Origin of the sequence: Pseudomonas sp. App30 (assembly GCF_047947025.1) — a bacterium.
In the GTDB taxonomy this organism is placed as follows: Bacteria; Pseudomonadota; Gammaproteobacteria; order Pseudomonadales; family Pseudomonadaceae; genus Aquipseudomonas.
The window spans coordinates 2,595,026-2,612,891 of the sequence record NZ_CP133165.1 but is presented as its reverse complement, the minus strand read 5'-3'; the positions used below and the strand labels follow the sequence as shown (position 1 = coordinate 2,612,891).

The following is a 17,866-nucleotide window of genomic DNA, read 5'->3' as shown; positions in this document are numbered from 1 at the left end:
CACTGAAGAATTCCGCGGCCTGGTCGATAAACCGCTCAGGACAGGAGATACCCATGCGAATCCTCATCGTTTTAGCCCTGGCGGCCAGTGTCGTCGGTTGTACCCGTTGGTCGATGGACCATCACTTGGACGAAGCGTACCGCCAGTACGACTACGGCAACTGCAACAAGGTGATGCTGGAGTTGTCCCAGGTCGACCGTACCAGCCGCACGCGTCAATACGTGCAGCCAGAAGTGTCGCTGTTGCGTGGCCTGTGCCTGGAACGGCAGAACCTGTTCCTGGACGCTGGCCAGACCTACGAGTTCATCATCACCCAGTATCCTTACAGTGAATACGCTTATCGCGCCCGCGCGCGACTGGACACCTTGCAGCAGCTGGGGCATTACCGCAGTGCTGTCGCCGCCGCGCAACCCCAGGCTGCACGCTGACCCTGTGGGAGCTGGCTTGCCAGCGAGCTTTTGGTGGCCTCGACAGCTCGCTGGCAAGGCAGCTCCCATAGACTGTTCGTCGGGTGGGCTGGCGCTTGGTCGTTCTTCACTTTTAGCCGGGGTGGCCGGGTGAGATCATGGGCGGTGATCTTTAAACTGCGATGAGAACATGTTTACCGAACGCCGCATCGAGCGTCACCAGCTGCCGTGTTATCTGAAAGTCTTCAACCGTTTCACGGGTCAGCCCATAGGATTCCTGGGCAATGTCGACGAAGAGGGATTGATGCTGATCAGCAACCTGCCGTTGCTGGTTGGCCCGGATTTCGAACTGCAGATCAAACTACCCGATCAGGTGATCAACCTGACCGCGGCCTGCCTGTGGTGCCACGAAGACGTGACGCCAGGGCACTACGACGCCGGCTTCCAGCTGCTGCATGCCAATGCCGAGTACGAGCAGTTGGTAGTGGCGTTGCGTGATTACTTCAGCTTCCCGATGAACGAGTCGGCCTGACGCGTTCATGTGGGAGCTGGCTTGCCAGCGAGTTGTCAGGGCCGGAAAGCTCGCTGGCAAGCCAGCTCCCACACGCCAACCGGCCTACAACGTTCCCGCCTTCTTCCAGCTCAGGTAGCGCGTCACCAACTGCGCCCCCAGTTCCTGCGGCCGCGCATCCAGCACCGGTATGCCGTGGGCGCCCAGGCGCTCATGCAGCTGGGCGCGGGCGTTGAGGTAGTCGATGGTGCCGCAGTAGCCCAGCGCCTGCTGCCAGGTTTGCACCGGTGCCTGGCGCAGTTCGTCCAGTACTTCTTCGCGCAGGCTGGCCACCAGCACCCGGTGCTGGCGGCCGATGCGGCGCACCGCGCCCAGCAGTTGGTCATCGTCCTCGTCGCGCAGGTTGGTCACCAGCACCACCAGCGCCCGGCGCTTCTGCCGCGCCAGCAACCGTTCGGCCGCTGCCGCGTAGTCGGCCGGGGCCTGGCTGCTGTCCAGGTCGTAAACCGCATTGAGCAGCACGTTGAGCTGCGCCGCGCCTTTCACCGGTGCCAGGTGCCGCTGTTGTTCGCTGGCAAAGGTCGACAACCCCACGGCATCGCCCTGGCGCAGCGCCACGTAGCTGAGCAGCAGGCAGGCGTTCAGAGCATGGTCGAAGTGTGCCAGCTCGCCGTCCTGGCTGCGCATGCGCCGGCCGCAGTCGAGCAGGAAAATAATCTGCTGGTCGCGCTCATCCTGGTATTCGCGGGTGATGGGCATGCGCTGGCGGGCGGTGGCCTTCCAGTCGATCTGGCGCAGGGCGTCGCCCTCGCGAAACTCGCGCAGCTGGTTGAATTCCAGGCCCTGGCCACGGCGGGGGCGCTGGCGCACGCCCAACTGGCTGAGCAGGTTGTCCACCGCCAGCAGCCGCGCACCGTAGAGGCGGGCGAAGTCGGGGTACACCCGGGTGTTGTCGCTCACCGCGATGAACCGGCGCTGCAACCACAGCCCCAGCGGGCTGGGCAGCAGCACCTCGATGCGCTCCCAGTGGAAATGCCCGCGGCGCAGCGGCCGCAGGCGGTAGCCCAGCTGGCTGTCCTGGCCCGGCTGCAGGTCGATGGCCTGGGGCAGGGCGTCGAAGCCCAGGCCGTTGGGCACGTGGTCGAACACCTGCAGGGTCAGCGGCCGGTCGAAATCATGGCTGATGTCCAGCCGCACCTCGCTCCAGCGGCCCAGCGGCAGGCTGCCCGGCACCTGCCGCTGCAGGCGCGGCGAGGGCTGGCGGTGCACCCGCCAGGCGTCCAGCGCGCCCAACAGCAGCAACGCCAGCAGCATGCCCCAGGCCACGCTGTGCAGCCCCTCGGGCAGCACCAGGCCCCAGGCATCCAGGCTGCCCAGGATCAGGTTGGCCACCAGCAACGCGCCGAGCCAGGCCAGCAGAAGCCGCGACGGTTTGATCACAGGCGCGGCGCCGCCACCTGGTCGAGCACCTGGCGCAGCACCTGGTCCACCGACAGGCCGTCTATATCCAGCTCTGGCGACAGCCGCACCCGGTGGCGCAGCACCGCCAGGGCGCAGCCCTTGATGTCATCGGGTATGACGAAATCGCCGCCGCGTAGCAGTGCGCGCGCGCGGCCACCGCGCACCAGCGCGATCGACGCCCGCGGCCCGGCGCCGATGGACAGGCCAGGCCAGCTGCGGGTGGCGCGCGCCAGGCGCACGGCGTAGTCCAGCACCTGGTCGTCCAGCGGCAGCTCGCTGGCGATGCGTTGCAGGGCCACCACGTCCTTGGTCTGCAACAGGGTGCGCAGCGGCTGCACGTCGAGCATGTCGGCACGCACCGAACGGCTCACCTGGCGCACCATTTCCAGCTCCTGCTCGGCGTCCGGGTAGTCCAGGCGCAGCTTGAGCATGAAGCGGTCGAGCTCGGCCTCGGGCAGCGGGTAGGTGCCTTCCTGCTCCAGCGGGTTCTGCGTGGCCAGCACCATGAACGGCTGGGCGATGGGCAGCGCGCGGCCTTCCAGGGTCACCTGGCGTTCCTGCATGGCTTCCAGCAGCGCCGCTTGGGTCTTGGCCGGGGCGCGGTTGATCTCGTCGGCCAGCAGCAGGTGGGTGAACAACGGGCCCTTGCGCAGCTTGAACTGCTCGGTCTGCATGTCGTACACGGCGTGGCCGGTGATGTCGCTGGGCATCAGGTCGGGGGTGAACTGGATGCGCGTGAACTCGCCGCCAAAGCAGCGCGCCAGGGCCCGCACCAGCAGGGTCTTGCCCAGCCCCGGCACGCCTTCGAGCAGCACGTGGCCGCCGGCGATCAGCGCGGTCAGCACGTCTTCGATCACCGCCGGCTGGCCGATCACCGCCTTGCCCAGCTCGGTGCGCAGGGCCTGGGCCAGCAGGCTGGCGCGGTGGCGCTGTTGGGCCAGGTGTTCGGGGGACTGGCTGGCCGGTGCGGGCACGGGCTGGTCGCGTTCGTCGTGGACGTCGTGGGTCGGGTCGCTCATAGGGCATTCCTGAGGGTTTGCAGGTGGGCCACCTGGCGGCTGAATTCGGCCGCGCCGAGGCGCTGTTTCAAGGGCGGGCGCAGGGCCTGGCCGATGGCGGCGGTGGGCTGGCGGGTCAGGCGCGACAGCACCTGCCACTGCTCGGCCACGGCCAGGCGTTCAAAACCGGGATGGCGGCGCCGGGCGCGGCGCAGTATGTCCTGCTGCAGGGCGCGCAGCAGACGGTCCTGGCCGGCGTTGCGCAGCAGGAACGCGGCCGTGGCCCGCAGGTGTTCGCGCAGCTGCCGGCGGGCCAGCGCCGGCGGCGGCGTGAGGGGGCCATGGCGCAGGGCGAAGTGCCAGGCGCCCAGCACCAGCAGCAGCGCCAGGCTGGCCAGCGCCTGGGGGTAGTGGCGCCACAGCAGGGTGGCCAGGCTGTCACGGGCGCTGCGGAACACCAGGGTCACGTCGGTGCCCTGGTTCAGGTACCACAGCAGCCAGGCGTTGTCGTAGCGGCGGATGGCGGCGTTGGTCCACAGGTCGGCGTCGGTGACCACGGTGATCAGCCCCTCGCCGTAGCGCAATTGCATCAGGTGCGTGGCGTTGCTGCTGTTGGCCCAGGACTGGGCCTTGTTGGCCGGGTCTTCCAGGTGGAAATCGGGGTCGAAGCTGAAGTAGGCCGGTGCCTGCTCGTTTTCCAGGTACAGCTTGGTCAGCTGTGGATAAGGATCGGGCTTGAGCTGGGGCAGGGCGGGCAGGTCGGCCGCCAGGAACTGCCGCAGTTGCAGGCGATCGAGCAGCAGGTCGCCGCTCATGGCCTTGTCGTCGTCCCAGAGCGCCTCGGCCACGAACAGCAGGCGGCCACCGCCGCGCACCCAGGCCAGCACGTCCTCAGCCTGGCGCGCGCTCATGGTTGCGCGGTCGCCCAGCAGCAACAGGCTCTGGCCTTGGCCGGGCAGGTGTTGCAGCACTTCCAGGCCGTTGGCCATGTCGGCTTTCAAGCCCCGCTGGCGCAGGAAGGTCTCGGCCGCCAGCCAGGGGTTGGCGCGGGCCTCGGGCGAGGGGCCATGGTCGACTGTTTCGTCATAGGGGTGCAGGTGGCGGGCCAGGTAGAAGCCGACAGCCGCCAGGGCGACCAGCACCAGCACGGCGACCAGCCAGGCGCGGCGGCGGTTCATGGCCGTGCCCCGCGCGCGCTGAACAACTGGCTCCAGTCGTCGCACAGCTGCATGGCCAGCGCCTCGCTGGGCAGGCGGTGGCCGTAGGCCAGGGCTTGCCAGTGGCGGGTCAGCACCTGGCTGAAGGCCTCCAGGGCCGGGTCGTGCAGCCCGGCGACCTTGGCCAGCACCTGGCCCTCGGTGTCCGCCTCGTGCAGGGGCAGGCGATAATCATGCAGCAGGCGGTTGAGCAGTCCACGGTACAGCAGCCCCAGGGCTTCGCGCGGGTTGCTGGCCCACAGCTGGCGGGCGTGGCCGGCGATGTCGTCGGGCAGGTCGTGGCCGCCCACCGCCAGGCCCCATAGCTGCGTGGGCAGCTGCGCTGGGGCAGGCGCCGCAGGTGCGCGCCGGCTAACGAAGGTGCGCAGCCAACTGCGGTAGCGCCAGGCCACCAGGGCGATGCCGGCGATCACTGCGCTCCACAGCGCCGCTTCCATGAACTGCGCCAGCCGCTTCAGCCAGGGTTGCTCCAGCAGGCGCTTGAGGTCCACGGGCGCAGGCTTGGCTTCATCCGGCTGGCCCAGCCGCCAGCGGTGCAGGGTCTGCTTGTTGCTGAACGGCGGTTGCTCAAGGAGGGTCTTGATGTCCTGGCGTGCGGCCTGGCTGGTGACGGCCTGGTGCACCAGGCGTGGCTGGTCGAACGGGTTGGCTGCCGGCGCCGGTGCCGCTTCGCTGCGCGGGGCCAGGCCCAGCACGCCCATGGCCGCCACCAGCAACAGCGGCGCCACCCCGGCCAGGCGCTGGCGCAGGCCGCGCAACACCAGTTCGATGTCCCAGGCCTCCAGCTGCGTGCGGCGGTTCAGGTACAGGGTGAAACCGCAGGCCACGTAGATCGGCTCCCACAACACCAGCACCAGGGCGTAGAAGGCGTTGGTCAGGTGCTCCACCCACAGCCATTGGCCGTTGGCTGCCTCGATCAGGCGCCGCCAGCTCCACTCCACCTCCATCTGCTGCGGCACCATGAGGTAGAACAGGCTGATCAGGCCAATCCATAGCGCGCCTTCCAGGTGCATGCCCACCAGGGTCAACCAGCGCGCGGTGCGCCCGGCGTGGGGGTCGAGCACTGCCAGGCGGCGCTGGCGCTCGATGCCGTCCAGGCCCTCCAGTTGCTGCACCGGCAGGTGGAAGCTGCGGCTCAGGCTCAGGCGCCGCCACAACAGGCTGGGCCACAGCTGCACCTTGAGCAGCCGTGGCCATTGGCGCAAGGCCTCGCCCAGGGTGGGCGGGTCGCTGAACAGCGCCTGGGAAAGAATGTGCAGCGGCAGGCGCTCGAACAGCGGCTTCAGCCACCAGAACAGAAACATCGCCAGCGACGGCGAGTCCCACAGCAGCAGGGTCAGCAGGGCGAACACCGGCAGTGTGACGATGGCCCAGCTGAGCATCAGCAGGCGCCGGTGCCGGCGCGCCAGCAGCACGCCCAGGTCCAGGGCCTCCCAGGTGTTGCGCGGGCGAATCGCGACGCTGGCGTCAGTCAGGCGCATGGTGACGTCCACCCAGGGTCAGGTAAATGCCCACCAGCAGCCACAGCAGGGCGCCCACCGTGTATTTGGTGACCGCGCTGAAGTCGGTGCGCGACGACCAGTACGCTTCGATGAACGCTGCGATCAGCAACATGGCGATCACCCCGTACACCAGCTGGATAGCCACGCCCGCGGCCTGACGCAGCGCCTGGCTGCGGCTCAGCCGGCCCGGCGCCACCAGCGCCCAGCCCAGCTTCAGCCCGGCGGCGCCGGAGAGGGCGATCGCCGTGAGCTCGAAGGCGCCATGGCCGATGACGAATGGCCAGAAGGTCTGCACGTAGCCGATCTCGGTGAGGTGGCCGGCCACGGCGCCGATCATCAGGCCGTTGAACAGCAGGAAAAACAGGCTGCCGAGGCCCAGCAGCAGGCCACTGGCGAAGGTCTGGAAGGCAATGCCGATGTTGTTCATGATGTAGTAGCCGAACATCATCCAGTCCTGCCCGGCCAGCCGCTGCGCGGCGGGGCCCAGGCGGGTCTGGTCGGGGTCGTACATGGCTTCGGTCTGGGCCACCCGGGCCGGCTCCATCAGGTTGTAGACCAGGTCGGGGAAGGCGTACACCAGCAACCCGGTCAGCAGCACACTGCCAAAGAACACCAGGCAGGCCAGCAGCACGAAGCGCCATTGCTGGCGCACCAGCCGCGGAAAACCGGCCAGCACGAAGGCGAGGATGCTGGCCCCCAGCGCATGGCGGCGCCGATACAGCTGCTGGTGACCGCGCAGGGCCAGCTGCTGCAGGCTGTCCACCAGGTGGCTGCTGTAGCCGCGCGCCTGCGCCAAAGCCAGGTGCTGGCACAGCCGCCGGTAGTCCTGGGCGAAGGTCTCGCTGGCCTCGGGGCGCGACTTGCCATGCTCCAGCAGCGTCAGCAGGTGTTCGAAGGCCAGCCACTGGGCTTGGTGCAGCTGTTCGAATTGGCTCTGCTTCATGTTGGCCCCAGCAGGCCACGGGCGATGCCGTTGATGCGTGCCATGGCCATGGCCGGGCTGACGTCGAGGCTGGGCGCGGCGATGGCGGCCAGTTCGGCGAGGCGCTCGGCGGACAGCTCGTCCTGGCGCTCGGCCAGGCTCAGCAGCGCACGCTGCTCGGTGAGGGTCAGGGCGAAGGGCGCGGCAATGGCCTCGGCGGCCGGCAGGCGCGGGCGCAGGTTCGGTTGGTCGCGGTACACCACCAAGGTGCCCGCCGCCAGGTCGCCCAGGCGTTTGAACGCGGGGTGTTGCAGGCAGCTGATAGCGCCCAGGAAATAGCCGAACGGCAGCATGTCCACCACCCGCAGCAGGTTGCGCAGCAGCGAGGCCGACCAGCCGATGGGCGTGCCGTCGTCCTCCACCACCCGCAGGCCCATGGCCTGTTTGCCGGGCGAACGGCCCTGGTTGAACACCTCGAACAGCACCATGTACCACCAGTTCACCAGGAACAGCAGCATGGCGCCCAGCCCCACGCCCAGGCTGCCCAGCCACACCAGCACAGTAAACAGCACGCCCAGCAGCAGGCCGCGCAACAGCAGGTCGATGGCGAACGCCAGGCTGCGCACCACCAACCCGGCCGGGCGCAGGCTCAGGTCAATGCCTTCGGGGGTTTCGATCTGGTAGCGGGTGTCCACTGGCGGGACCAGCATTGCATTCCGTCGCGTCGCTGTGGTGTGGGGCATGGATGCCTTGGGTGCGGGGCCGATGTTGACTGCGTGCCTTCCGATCCTAGCTACCCTGGGGGGCCGAAGCAACCTGACATTCATGCATGGCTGGTCCCGCTGGCCGCTAACGCCTAGACTTTGCCGACTTTGTGCACAGGAACACCCCGTGAACTCCAGCATTTTCTGGTACGACTACGAAACCACCGGCATCAACCCGCGCAGTGACCGCGCCCTGCAGGTCGCCGGTATTCGCACCGATGCCGACCTCAACGAGATCGACGAGCCGATCAACCTCTATTGCCAGCCCAGCGACGATATCCTGCCGCACCCGGCTGCCTGCGTGATCACCGGCATCACCCCCCAGCGCCTGGCCGAACGTGGCCTGTGCGAGGCCGAGTTCATGACCCGGGTCAACGACCAGATGGCCCGCGCCGGCACCTGCAGCGCCGGCTACAACACCTTGCGCTTCGATGACGAAGTTACCCGCTACAGCCTCTACCGCAACTTCTTCGACCCCTACGCTCGGGAGTGGCAGGGCGGCAACACCCGCTGGGACCTGATCGACGTGGTGCGCACGGCCTATGCCCTGCGCCCCGAGGGCATCGTCTGGCCGCAGGTGGACGGGCGGGTCAGCATGAAGCTGGAGTTGCTGACCGCGGCCAACGGCATTGATCATGGCCAGGCCCACGATGCATTGTCCGACGTACGGGCCACTATTGCGCTTGCACGCCTGATTCGCGATCGACAACCCAAATTGTATAACTGGTTGTATCAGCTGCGCAGTAAAACCAAAGTGCTGGATCAGGTTCGCTGGTTACAGCCGTTGGTACATATTTCCGGACGCTTTTCCGCCGAGCGCAATTATTTGGGCGTGGTGCTGCCGTTGGCCTGGCACCCCCGTAATAAAAATGCGCTGATTGTCTGCGATCTGCATTTTGATCCACGGCCATTGTTGGACGAACCCGCGGAAGTTTTGCTTCAGCGCCTGTACACCCGCCGCGATGAAATGCCCGAAGGGCAATTGCCGGTCCCGCTGAAGCTGTTGCATGTCAATCGCTGCCCGGTGTTGGCGCCGTTGGCGGTAGTGCGCGAGGAAGATCGGCAACGCCTGCAATTGGATATGGCCCTTTATCTGCAACGCGCCGAGCAGTTGACTCAGGGCCAGGCACAATGGCGGGACAAACTCGCGAGCGTGTATGGCGAGGAAGCCTTCAGCACGGTCAGCGATCCGGAGCAACAGTTATACGATGGCTTTATCGGTGATCGTGACCGGCGCTTATGTGAGCGGGTGCGGACACTGGATCCGCATCAACTGGCGCTGGAAAACTGGATGTTCGATGATGAGCGGCTGCCCGAATTATTGTTCCGCTATCGGGCACGTAACTTCCCTGATACGTTGAACGAAGAAGAGCGCCAGGCATGGGCAGACTTCTGCCGCCGGCGTTTGACCGATCAGTCATGGGGCGCGCCCAATACCCTCGAAGGCTTCGCCCAGGCCCTGGCGCAATGGCAGCCCCAGGCCACGCCGGCGCAGGCGCAGGTGCTGGCCCAGTGGCAAACCCACGTGGCCGGGTTGCAAGCACGGCTGGGCCTATAACACTTTGTTACGGGCATAAAAAACGCCAGCTATCAGCTGGCGTTTTTTATGCGAATCGAACGGCCCGGGCGGAATCAATTAGCCCAGCAGAGTTGCCCAGCCTTCGACGACGTCGCCGCCCCACTTGGCTTTCCACTCTTTCAGGGTCTTGTGGTTGCCACCTTTGGTTTCGATGACTTCACCGTTGTGCGGGTTTTTGTATTGCTTAACTTTACGAGCGCGCTTGGTGCCGGTGACTTTAACGGCGGCGCCACGTGGAGCCTTGTTCAGCTTGGCTTCAGGATCCAGCAGCGCGATGATGTCACGCAGGGATTTCTGATATTCGCCCATCAGGGTACGCAGTTTGCCTTCGAATTCCAGCTCGGTTTGCAGTTTGTCGTCTTGCGACAGGTTCTTCAAACGAGCTTGCAGTTCTTTGATGGCTTCTTCTGTGGCGCGGTATTCGTTGATCAGGGACATGAGCAGGACCTTGTGAATGCTGTGTGTCAGGGATACTTGGCTCAATAATAGTCATAGCTTTTGATCAAGTAAACATTAAAGCGCCGATGCCTTCACAAATGACGTTATTTTAATCGTGACCAATGGTAGCTATTTAAGTTTGAACGGTCAGTAATACGCCGATATCGCTGGCGATCGCGTCGGTGGCCAGGGGATAACCCTTATCGATGCAGGGATATGCAGGCGCCGGTAGCCTGCCGATGCAACGAATACTGCAGTTTCCTCGAGTGTCCGCTAGAATAGCCGCCTTTGCGAAGTCTTGGAGTTTTCCCTCATGCGCACTTTTCGGCTGGTTATCGCTTGCCCGGACCGCGTTGGCATTGTTGCCAAAGTCAGTAATTTCCTGGCTTCCCATAACGGCTGGATCAATGAAGCAAGCCACCACTCCGACGACCAGAGTGGCTGGTTCTTCATGCGTCACGAGATCCGTGCCGACACCCTGCCATTTGGCATAGAAGCTTTCCGCGAGGCGTTCGCGCCCATCGCCGAAGAGTTCTCCATGGTGTGGCGTATCACCGACACTGAACAGAAGAAGCGCGTGGTGCTGATGGCCAGCCGCGAGTCCCACTGCCTGGCTGACCTGCTGCACCGCTGGCACAGCGACGAGCTGGACTGCGAGATCGCCTGCGTGATCTCCAACCACGATGACCTGCGCAGCATGGTCGAGTGGCACGGCATTCCTTACTACCACGTGCCGGTGAACCCGCAGGACAAGCAGCCGGCGTTCGCCGAAGTGTCACGCCTGGTCAACCATCACCAGGCCGACGTGGTGGTGCTGGCCCGCTACATGCAGATCCTGCCGCCGCAGCTGTGCCAGGAATACGCGCAGAAGGTCATCAATATTCACCACAGCTTCCTGCCGTCGTTCGTTGGCGCCAAGCCGTACCACCAGGCCTCCCTGCGCGGCGTGAAGCTGATTGGCGCCACTTGTCACTACGTGACCGAGGAACTGGACGCCGGGCCTATCATCGAACAGGACGTGGTGCGCGTCAGCCATAGCGACAGCATCGAGGACATGGTGCGGTTCGGCCGTGACGTCGAGAAGATGGTGCTGGCCCGTGGCCTGCGCTACCACCTGGAAGACCGCGTGCTGGTGCACGGCAACAAGACCGTGGTGTTCAACTGACGCTTGCGTGAGCAGCGAGGCAGCCCCATGAGCGACCCCCGCGACAAGGCGGCTGCCACGCCCCCGCCCACCCTGGGCGAGGGCTGCCTGGCCCGTTATGACCCCGACGCCCTGAGCGACGAGGACGGCACCGAGTTCCCCGGTGCCGAGGCCTTGTGGGAGCAAACCCACCCCGAACCCCCTTGAAAACCACCGCATCCGCGCCGGACGCCACGTAGCAGCGGCCATAGGCCGCGTCTGCAGGCACCGCGCACGCCCAGGCACACCGCGGCGCTGCCGGACGCCGCCTGCGGCAGCTGCTACGGGGTTGGGCGGTGTTTGAGGCGGCGCAGCAGCGGGCCGCCGACCATGGTGGCGAACACCGGGCCGCCGGCAATCAGGTAAAAGTAATAGGTCACCACCCGCCAGATCAGGATCGCCGCCGCCGCGCTGGCCTTGCCCACCATGGGCGCCAGCAGCGCCGCCGAGGTCAGCTCGGCCGCGCCGGCCCCGCCGGGCAGCAGGCTGAATTGGCCAGCACTCAGCGACAGCATCTGGATCAGGAACGTCCACGCCCACTCTACGTCCGCCCCCAGCCCGCGCAACGCCAGGTACAGCACGCTGTAGCGCACGCCCCAGTGCAGGCAGGTCAACAGGAAGACCTTGGCCAGCACCGGCCGTGGCAGTTTGCAGGTGTCGGCGAACGCCTCGAGGAAGCGCAGCAGCTTGCGCGCCCAGCGTCGGCGCTTGGCCGCGCCCACGCCGAGGCGGCGCAGCACCTGGCCGTTGCAGCGAATGACCTGGCGATGCCAGCGCACCAGCGCCAGGCCCAGGGCCGCTGCGCCCAGCATCAGCAGGGCACTGAGGGTGAGCAGCCATTGCAGGCCATGGTTGAGGTGATGAAACAGCGCGTAGAAAAATATTCCGGCCAGCGCGCACAGGAAGAAGGCCAGGTCGCTGAGCTGGTCCATGGCGAACACCGCGCTGGCTCGCGCCGGCCGCACGCCGAAGCGGCCCAGCAACGCCAGCAGCGTCAGCGGCCCGCCGCTGCCACCGGGGCTGGCGCAGATGGCGAACTCGGTGGCCATCACCGTGCCCAGGCAGCGCCGCAGGGTCAGCCGGTCCGCCAGGGCGCCCAGCAACAGGCGCAGGCGCAGGGCGTTGATGCACCAGCACAGGCCGATCATGGCGAACATGGCGAGCCACAACAGCGGCGGGAAGCGTTGCAGCCGCCCCAGCATGTCGGCACCGCCCAGCCACAGCGGGATCAGCACCGCGACCGCGATGGCTGCCGCCAGCCACAGCCAGCGTTTCATGCGGCGCGGCGGGCGACGGCCTGGCGTTGCACCCAGGCCAGCTTGGTCAACGGCTGGCGCCCCTGTTGCAGCAGGCGTTGCAGGGTGTCCAGCCAGTACTGTCGCGAATAATCATGACGCATGTCCACCGGGTGCAAGCCCAGGCGTATGCACGAAGCCTGCTGCCACTGCTGCTCGCGCCAGTCGCTGAGCACCTTGGACAGGCCGCGGCGCCAGGCGCTGCCGGCGCTCCACACCAGGCCCGGAGCCTGGATCTCGGTGAAATCGGGCAGCCGATACAGGTGTTGCGGACCACTGGTATAGCTCAGGGGTAACCGTTGCAAGGCGCGGCGGGTGCCTTCGCTCATCAGCCACGCCGGGGCAACGAAACCTTCGACCGGCCAGTCGTTGCGGGCGAACACTTCAAGGCCCGCTTCCAGGCGCATCAGCGCGTCGGCCTCCGACAGCTGGTAGAACTCGCCTTCCCAGGTGTACACCCGGCGCATGAAATACTCGCGCGGGGTGTGCGGCATGGGGCCGTCGTCGGCGTGGTAGAAGCCGTGCAACGCCAGTTCGTCGCCGCGGGCCAGGCGCAGGTCCATCATGCGCCGGAAGGCGGGGAAGTTGTGCAAGTGGTTGTGGTGATGGAAGTCCGGCACCACTAGCAGGGTCATGGGTATGTCGCCCAGGGCATCGACCGCGTCAACGAAGGGCTTGTAGTCTTCCCAGCTTTGCGGGGACACGTCGTGCAGCACCAATAACACATCAGCCATGGCGAACCACCTTGCGGGCGCTGGTGCCAAGCACCGCGCGGTAATGTTCCAGGAGCCCGGCCACCACGGTGGCGATCATCGCCGAGGTGCGGAACTGCGACAGCATGGCAAAGGCCTTGTCCTTGTCCACGGACAGGCCGATGTACCAGTTCACCGAGGGCAGGCCCTTGACCGGGGCGAAGGTGACGATGCGCGTCTTGCCGCCGATCTCCACTTCATGCAGGGCGCTGTCGAGCTTCAGGTCGCTGCCCGGTGCCATGTCGTTGAGGGTCTTCATCACCAGGTCGCGGTTGGGGTGTACCAGGATCTTGCCGTCGGCACTCACCAGGAACGCATGGCCCATGCCGCCGAAGTCCAGCGAGCGGATGATCTTGTCCATGGTGTCCAGGCTCAGGTCGCCGCCCACCACGCCCAGGTTGGCGTTGCCCTGGTTGGCCGCCTGCACGATGGAGATCACCAGCTTGCCGGTGCTCATGTCGATGTAGGGTTCGGTCAGCAGTGGGCCACTGGTCGCCAGGCCGCTTTTGTACCAGGGCCGTACGCGCGGGTCATAGCCAGCGGGCATGGTGGCTTCTGGCTTGTTATAGAAGTTGCCCTGGGGATCGCCCAGGTAAATATTGAGGAAGTTGTTGTTGAGCGTCGGTTGTTCCAGCACGCGGTTGACGTTGGCCGGCTCCGGGTTCAGGCGGATGTTTTCCACCACGTTCTGCACCAGCAGGATACGGCCGCCCAGCCAGTTGCTGATGTTGGTCGAAGTGACGTCGCCCATCTCATGCAGGTAGCTTTCCAGGTCCTTGCGGATCGCATTGCGTTGCAGGTAATCGTTATACAAGGTGAACAACGCAAAGGCGGCCAGCACGATAAGCGAGGCCGCGATGAGAATCTTGTGGCTGAATCTCAGGTTTTTATTCATGGGGGATACGATCCGCTAAGGTCTTAATTCGGGGCAGGTGGATTAAGCAGTGCCTTCATCCCTAAAAGGCGGGGCGAACGTTTTTTAAAGTTTGGGTCTTCCACCCGCTATATCGACTGCGGCGCGAGAAAACTTAAGCGAGGTGACGAAATGCCTGACGTTGCGCAATTGCTCATCGGGGCCGACCAGGCCGGCCAGCCCCTGGGCCAGGACCTGCGCCTGGCCAACCGTCACGGCCTGATCGCCGGCGCCACCGGCACCGGCAAGACCGTCACCTTGCAGCGCCTGGCCGAAGGTTTCAGCGACGCCGGGGTGGCGGTGTTCGCCGCCGACATCAAGGGCGACCTGTGCGGCCTGGGCGCGGCGGGTGCGCCCAGCGGCAAGATCGCCGAGCGCATCGCCGGCATGCCGTGGCTGCAGCATCGGCCCCAGGCCTACCCGGTGACCCTGTGGGATGTGCACGGCCACAGCGGCCACCCGCTGCGTACCACCTTGAGCGAGATGGGGCCGTTGTTGCTGGGCAGCCTGCTGGAACTCACCGACAGCCAGCAGGCGGCGCTGTACGCGGCGTTCAAGGTGGCCGACCGCGATGGCCTGCTGTTGCTGGACCTTAAAGATTTGAAAGCGCTGCTGGGTTACCTGCGCGACAACCCCCAGGTGCTGGGCGACGACAGCGCGCTGATGACCACCGGCTCCAGCCAGGCCCTGTTGCGGCGCCTGGCCACCCTGGAACAGCAAGGTGCCGAAGCGCTGTTCGGCGAGCCGGCGCTGCAACTGCAGGACCTGCTGGCACCGGCCGCCGATGGCCGCGGGCGCATCCACCTGCTGGACGCCAGCCGCCTGGTGCACGAGGCGCCAAAGGTCTACGCGACCTTCCTGCTGTGGCTGCTGGCCGAGTTGTTCGAGCAGCTGCCCGAGCGCGGCGACGCCGACAAGCCACTGCTGGCGCTGTTCTTCGACGAAGCGCACCTGTTGTTTGCCGGCACCCCCAAGGCGCTGCAGGAGCGCCTGGAACAGGTGGTGCGGTTGATCCGCTCCAAGGGCGTGGGCGTGTACTTCGTTACCCAGTCGCCGGCCGACCTGCCGGACAACGTCCTGGCGCAGCTGGGCCTGCGCGTGCAGCACGGCCTGCGGGCGTTCACCGCCAAGGAGCAGAAGGCGCTGAAGGCGGTGGCCGATGGTTTTCGTCCCAACCCGGCGTTCGACAGCCTGGTGGTGCTGACCGAACTGGGCATCGGCGAAGCGCTGGTGGGCACCCTGCAGGACAAGGGCACCCCGGCCATGGTCCAGCGCGTGCTGGTGGCGCCGCCGCAGTCGCGCATCGGGCCGTTGAGCGAAGCGGAGCGCGCGGCCATTATCGCCGCCTCGCCGCTGGCGGGGCGTTATGACCAGCCCATCGATCGGGAATCGGCCTATGAAATGCTGCTGGCACGCAAGGCGCCGGCGCCCCAGGAAGCGGCGCCCACAGAGCCGAGCCTGGCGGACAAGGCCGGGGAACTGCTGGGCGGGGTAGCGGGGCAGGCGTTGAAGTCGGCCATGCGCCAGGCGGCGAACCAGCTGGGGCGCGAGTTGGTGCGGGGGCTGATGGGGTCGTTGTTGGGCGGTAAGAAGCGCCGCTGAGCGTGATGTTCGCTGTAGCAGTGGCCGCAGGCCGCGTCCAAGGCGCCGCGCTTTCCCCGGCACGCCGCAGCGAAACCGGACGCAGCCTTCGGCCGCTGCTACGGGTTTGCTTCAGGCATGAAAAAGGCGCCCCGGGGCGCCTTTTTCAACAGCGGTGGTTTTACGCCACGACTTTCGACGACAGCCAGAACAGCCCGGCCGCCAGCGCCATCGACGCCGGCAGGGTCAGCACCCAGGCCAGCATGATGGTCTTGATGGTGCCGCCCTGCAGGCCGCTCTTGTTCGCCACCATGGTGCCGGCCACGCCCGAGGACAGCACGTGGGTGGTCGACACCGGCAGGGCAAAGACGTTGGCCAGGCCAATCGACAGCGCCGCGGTGATCTGCGCCGACATGCCCTGGGCGTAGGTCATGCCCTGCTTGCCGATCTTCTCGCCGATGGTCAGCACCACGCGCTTCCAGCCGATCATGGTGCCCAGGCCCAGGGCCAGTGCCACTGCAACCACGACCCAGAAGGGCGCGTATTCGGTGGTGGTGGTCAGGTCCTTGCGCAGTTTCTCCAGGTCCGACTTCTCACGCGAATCCAGGGCCGGCAGCTTGCCGACCTGGCGCGCGGTGTCATCCAGGCACAGCAGGTAGCGGCGTACTTCGATGCGCTTCTCGGCGGGCAGGGTGTGGTAGTCGGACACGCCGTTGAGGGTGGTCATCAGCGCATTGATGGTCGGCTCGGTCTGCTGCGGCTCGCAGCGGAACTGGTCCGGCAGGTCGCCGCTCTGGGCCTTGCCCAGGGCCAGGTACTCGCCCAGGGTCGCTTCGTTGCGCTTGTAGAACTGGCTCAAGTGCACGGTGGCGTCGCGGGTGCGTTCGATCTGGTAGGTGGTGCTGCTCAGGTCCAGCACGAACTGCGCCGGCACGATGCCGATCAGCACCAGCATGATCAGGCCGATGCCTTTCTGGCCATCGTTGGAACCGTGCACGAAGCTCACGGCCATGGCCGAGACCACCAGTACCAGGCGGTTCCAGAACGGCGGGTGCTTCTTGGAGTCGGTCCGTTTGCGCTCGTCAGGGGTCTTGTGCATGTTCGACAGCGGGCGCCAGGCCTTCAGCGCGATCAGCACCAGGGCGGCCAGGAAGAAGCCGACGATGGGCGAGACCACCAGCGAGGCGCCGATGTCGATTGCCTTCTGCCAGTTCACGCCCTTGCCCAGCGGGATGTGGTTGATCATGGCGTTGGCCAGGCCCACGCCCAGGATAGAACCGATCAGCGTGTGCGAGCTGGACGACGGAATGCCGAAGTACCAGGTGCCCAGGTTCCAGGCGATGGCGGCGGCCAGCAGCGAGAACACCATGGCCAGGCCCTGGCCAGTGTTGACGTTGATCAGCAGCTCGACCGGCAGCAGGTGAACGATTGCGTAGGCAACGCCCACGCCGCCAAACAACACCCCCAGGAAGTTGAAGGCGCCGGAAAAGAACACGGCCAGGTGTGGCGGCATGGCTTTGGTATAAATGACTGTAGCGACCGCGTTGGCGGTGTCATGAAAGCCATTGATGAACTCGAAAGCCAGGACAAAGGCGAGAGCGAAGAAAAGGCTCACCAGTACCCAGGCGTCGACTCCGTGGAATAAATCAATCATGAAGGTTTTCTGACCCGGTCATAAGGGGGCGCGATTATGCCAGAAAACCCCGGAAATCGATGCCCCTGCTGCTCACTGGTAACAAATTTCGACAATTTGGTCAGGTCGACCGAGCGCTTCCCGCCTGTGGCTACAGGCAGGGCGGGGCCGCTAAACAGCGGGCTTTGGCGGGAAAAACGCAACCTCGAGCGCCTGTTCAGGCACCCTCAAACGGGCGTATGAAATTTCCCTGTCACCCGATAGTCATCACTCGGTCATGATGCGTGCCGCACCGGGCACGCCATCAGAGTGCGATCAGGCGTCAAGGTTCCTCGCCTTTCAAATCCTTTTCGATTTTCTGGATTTCCTGGGCGAACGCCTGGTCGAGCAGGGTGGCCCGCTTGCGCCACGGCTTGCGTTCCGGCTCGGGCTGGGCGGCGTAAGTGGTGACTTCGCCACCGTAAACTTCCTTGTAACGTTGTTCCTGGCGCTCAAGTTCCGCGCGCAGTTCATCTTTCGTCACATTGTTACCTAATGGTCCGTTGTATTCCGGTGTTTGCGCACTGCCACGAGGGGCAGGCGGCCACGTCACCAGAACGGGGGCTGTCGTAGCAACAGTCTGGTTATTGGTCGAGGCCGGCAGTGGGGTGCCGGACATGCATGGGCGGGGTGGGGTGGCCCAGGCAAGGTGTTTGCCGCCGTGAACTAAA

Annotated in this window: 16 protein-coding genes and 2 pseudogenes; 6 read left to right on the top strand and 12 right to left on the bottom strand. The window is 65.7% G+C overall.

All coding sequences use genetic code 11. From position 1 onward, the window contains the following. Positions 1 to 53 precede the first annotated feature (53 nt). Both RAM80_RS12050 and RAM80_RS12045 read left to right on the top strand, forming a co-directional pair. Positions 54 to 428 carry a tetratricopeptide repeat protein gene (locus RAM80_RS12050; protein ID WP_416426739.1) on the top strand — a complete coding sequence of 125 codons (375 nt, stop codon included), beginning with the start codon at positions 54 to 56 and terminating at the stop codon, positions 426 to 428. A gap of 169 nt (positions 429 to 597) precedes the next feature. Then, positions 598 to 939: a PilZ domain-containing protein gene (locus tag RAM80_RS12045; RefSeq protein WP_416426737.1), complete on the top strand. Its 342-nt coding sequence runs from the start codon at positions 598 to 600 to the stop codon at positions 937 to 939. An 84-nt stretch (positions 940 to 1,023) separates the two neighbouring features. On the opposite strand, the gene RAM80_RS12040 is transcribed toward RAM80_RS12045, so the two are convergent. From RAM80_RS12040 to RAM80_RS12015, 6 genes and pseudogenes are all read right to left on the bottom strand, one after another. Then, positions 1,024 to 2,355 (bottom strand): DUF58 domain-containing protein, encoded by a 1,332-nt coding sequence (locus tag RAM80_RS12040; protein WP_416427464.1) that lies wholly within the window; start codon positions 2,353 to 2,355, stop codon positions 1,024 to 1,026. Next, a pseudogene (locus RAM80_RS12035) lies at positions 2,355 to 3,334 on the bottom strand (AAA family ATPase); the annotation flags it as partial. The gene RAM80_RS12040 and the pseudogene RAM80_RS12035, both read right to left, overlap by 1 nt. A 60-nt stretch (positions 3,335 to 3,394) precedes the next feature. Continuing rightward, a complete protein-coding gene (locus RAM80_RS12030) occupies positions 3,395 to 4,555 on the bottom strand; it encodes a DUF4350 domain-containing protein (RefSeq protein ID WP_416426735.1) in 1,161 nt (386 codons plus the stop codon). After that, a complete protein-coding gene (locus RAM80_RS12025; RefSeq protein ID WP_416426733.1) occupies positions 4,552 to 6,075 on the bottom strand; it encodes a DUF4129 domain-containing protein in 1,524 nt (507 codons plus the stop codon). The genes RAM80_RS12030 and RAM80_RS12025 overlap by 4 nt, the downstream gene beginning before the upstream one ends. Further along, on the bottom strand, positions 6,062 to 7,039 hold the full coding sequence (locus tag RAM80_RS12020) for a stage II sporulation protein M (protein WP_416426731.1): 978 nt from the start codon (positions 7,037 to 7,039) through the stop codon (positions 6,062 to 6,064). Before RAM80_RS12020 ends, RAM80_RS12025 begins: the two co-directional genes overlap by 14 nt. Further along, a complete protein-coding gene (locus RAM80_RS12015; protein WP_416426729.1) occupies positions 7,036 to 7,761 on the bottom strand; it encodes an RDD family protein in 726 nt (241 codons plus the stop codon). The genes RAM80_RS12020 and RAM80_RS12015 overlap by 4 nt, the downstream gene beginning before the upstream one ends. Here RAM80_RS12015 and sbcB point away from each other — a divergent pair. Further along, positions 7,760 to 9,340: an exodeoxyribonuclease I gene (gene sbcB, locus RAM80_RS12010; protein WP_416426727.1), complete on the top strand. Its 1,581-nt coding sequence runs from the start codon at positions 7,760 to 7,762 to the stop codon at positions 9,338 to 9,340. The genes RAM80_RS12015 and sbcB overlap by 2 nt on opposite strands. A gap of 78 nt (positions 9,341 to 9,418) precedes the next feature. Here sbcB and mvaT read toward each other — a convergent pair whose 3' ends face one another. Beyond that, entirely contained in the window at positions 9,419 to 9,799 is a 381-nt protein-coding gene (gene mvaT, locus RAM80_RS12005; protein ID WP_416426725.1) for a histone-like nucleoid-structuring protein MvaT, read from the bottom strand. A 313-nt stretch (positions 9,800 to 10,112) separates the two neighbouring features. Between mvaT and purU the strand changes: the two genes are divergently transcribed. Both purU and RAM80_RS11995 read left to right on the top strand, forming a co-directional pair. Next, positions 10,113 to 10,964 (top strand): formyltetrahydrofolate deformylase, encoded by an 852-nt coding sequence (gene purU, locus RAM80_RS12000; protein WP_416426723.1) that lies wholly within the window; start codon positions 10,113 to 10,115, stop codon positions 10,962 to 10,964. A 27-nt stretch (positions 10,965 to 10,991) separates the two neighbouring features. After that, positions 10,992 to 11,150 (top strand): hypothetical protein, encoded by a 159-nt coding sequence (locus RAM80_RS11995; RefSeq protein ID WP_416426722.1) that lies wholly within the window; start codon positions 10,992 to 10,994, stop codon positions 11,148 to 11,150. A gap of 113 nt (positions 11,151 to 11,263) precedes the next feature. Here RAM80_RS11995 and RAM80_RS11990 read toward each other — a convergent pair whose 3' ends face one another. The 3 genes and pseudogenes from RAM80_RS11990 to RAM80_RS11980 form a co-directional block, all read right to left on the bottom strand. Further along, positions 11,264 to 12,259: a lysylphosphatidylglycerol synthase transmembrane domain-containing protein gene (locus tag RAM80_RS11990; protein ID WP_416426721.1), complete on the bottom strand. Its 996-nt coding sequence runs from the start codon at positions 12,257 to 12,259 to the stop codon at positions 11,264 to 11,266. Further along, a complete protein-coding gene (locus RAM80_RS11985) occupies positions 12,256 to 13,011 on the bottom strand; it encodes a DUF2334 domain-containing protein (RefSeq protein WP_416426719.1) in 756 nt (251 codons plus the stop codon). Before RAM80_RS11985 ends, RAM80_RS11990 begins: the two co-directional genes overlap by 4 nt. Before the next feature lie 58 nt (positions 13,012 to 13,069). Beyond that, positions 13,070 to 13,924: pseudogene (locus tag RAM80_RS11980) on the bottom strand (cache domain-containing protein); the annotation flags it as partial. 150 nt (positions 13,925 to 14,074) lie between these two features. On the opposite strand from RAM80_RS11980, the gene RAM80_RS11975 reads away from it, so the two are divergent. Further along, positions 14,075 to 15,544 carry a helicase HerA-like domain-containing protein gene (locus RAM80_RS11975; RefSeq protein WP_416426718.1) on the top strand — a complete coding sequence of 490 codons (1,470 nt, stop codon included), beginning with the start codon at positions 14,075 to 14,077 and terminating at the stop codon, positions 15,542 to 15,544. 160 nt (positions 15,545 to 15,704) lie between these two features. Here RAM80_RS11975 and RAM80_RS11970 read toward each other — a convergent pair whose 3' ends face one another. Both RAM80_RS11970 and RAM80_RS11965 read right to left on the bottom strand, forming a co-directional pair. Next, positions 15,705 to 17,177 (bottom strand): inorganic phosphate transporter, encoded by a 1,473-nt coding sequence (locus tag RAM80_RS11970; RefSeq protein WP_416426717.1) that lies wholly within the window; start codon positions 17,175 to 17,177, stop codon positions 15,705 to 15,707. 301 nt (positions 17,178 to 17,478) lie between these two features. Next, positions 17,479 to 17,679, bottom strand: a complete 201-nt coding sequence (locus RAM80_RS11965) for a hypothetical protein (protein ID WP_416427463.1) — start codon at positions 17,677 to 17,679, stop codon at positions 17,479 to 17,481. Positions 17,680 to 17,866 lie beyond the last annotated feature (187 nt).